Here is a 1,497-nt window from a genome sequence, read left to right as displayed (position 1 = left end):
CCGGTGGTTCTTAGAGAACCACCGGCCCGCCCTGCTCGCGTCTCCGTGCTCAGAGCTCGCCTGCGATCACACCCGCCCGGAACGCTGCCCACTCCGACACGGTGAACCGAAGAGGTTCCCGCTCAGGGTTCTTCGAATCACGTACGGCCCGTGCACCGTATGGCAGTTCGACGACCTCGACGCAGTCGTTCTCGGCTCCACCGGCTGTGACCTTGCGCCAGACCGCACCATTGAGTTCTTGGTCGTATAGCGGGTCTTCAAAGTTGAGCGGTGCGCGTTGGGTGTGTGCTGACTGAACGTCACGGTCCGTGGTGTGGCGGGTGGTTGTCGGCCCTGGATGCAGGGCGCCCGTGGTCCTGGGTGATCATTTCTGTTCTCTACGCAGAAGGATCACTGGGGAGCCACGGGCTTGGTCAACGATACGACGTTGCTGCTCGACCTCGACGGGGTGTCCGTCATACGGGTCGAGCGGTGCGAGGACGGTGGGCGCCGGGTCCACCTGGCCACGGCGGATGCCTCGGCCCGGGCCTGTCCGGCCTGCGGGGTCTTCGCGTCCCGGGTGAAAGGCTCCGCGACCACCCGGCCCCGAGACCTCCCTTACGGCGAGCGCGGGCTGGAGTTCGTGTGGCACAAGCGGCGCTGGTGGTGCCGCGAACCGGCCTGTCCTCGCAAGTCGTTCACCGAGCAGATCCCGCAGATCCCGGCCGGCGCCCGGCTGACCGGGAGACTGCGCAGTGCGGCCGGGGGCCGGATACGGGACGCCGGTTCCACGGTCATCCAGGCCGCCCGCGATCTGCACCTGTCCTGGCCGACCGTGATGGACGCCTTCAAGGCCGCCTCCCGGCAGGTCCTCGAAGCACCGCTGCCCGAGGTCGAGGTGCTGGGCATCGATGAGACGCGGCGCGGACGGCCCCGTTGGGAAAAGCATCCGGACAGCGGCAAGTGGCAGCTGACCAGGGACCGGTGGCACACCGGGTTCGTCGACGCACACGGCTGCGGCGGACTGCTCGGCCAGATCGAGGGCCGCACCGTCGCCGACGTGCTGGCCTGGCTGTCGACCACACCCCTGACCTGGCGCAACAGCATCCGGCACGTGGCCATCGACATGTCGGCCACCTACCGGGCCGCGATCCGCACCGGCCTGCCCCACGCCACCGTCGTGGTCGACCATTTCCACATCGTGCAGCTCGCCAACAAGATGCTGTCCCTGGTGCGGCGCCGCACCGCCGCCGAACTCCGCGGACGACGCGGACGCGCAACCGACCCGGAATGGAAGGCCCGCAGGCGTCTGCTGCGCAACCGCGAGGACCTCACCGACGAGCAGTTCGCGAAGATGTGGAACCCGCTGCTGGACGAAGGGAAGATCGGACAGACGCTGCTGACCGCCTGGATCGCCAAGGAATGAGGTGCCCCCGGCGGTGTGGACACGCTGACAATGGATCTTGCAGATCCGAGGAAGGGTGTCCTGGTGGGACGGAAGTCTCCGTATCCGGAGGA

General features: G+C 67.9%; 2 protein-coding genes. One reads left to right on the top strand and one right to left on the bottom strand.

Annotated features, from left to right (window positions below):
- Window positions 1–49 precede the first annotated feature (49 nt).
- Window positions 50–343: a DUF397 domain-containing protein gene (locus AB0N07_RS47515; protein ID WP_365846696.1), complete on the bottom strand. Its 294-nt coding sequence runs from the start codon at window positions 341–343 to the stop codon at window positions 50–52.
- Between the two features lie 66 nt (window positions 344–409).
- Here AB0N07_RS47515 and AB0N07_RS47510 point away from each other — a divergent pair, with 66 nt between their 5' ends.
- A complete protein-coding gene (locus AB0N07_RS47510) occupies window positions 410–1,405 on the top strand; it encodes an ISL3 family transposase (protein ID WP_365846676.1) in 996 nt (331 codons plus the stop codon).
- Window positions 1,406–1,497: the final 92 nt, after the last annotated feature.

The organism is Streptomyces sp. NPDC051172, from assembly GCF_040682555.1.
In the GTDB taxonomy this organism is placed as follows: domain Bacteria; phylum Actinomycetota; class Actinomycetes; order Streptomycetales; family Streptomycetaceae; genus Streptomyces.
This window is presented reverse-complemented; position numbering and strand designations above follow the sequence as displayed.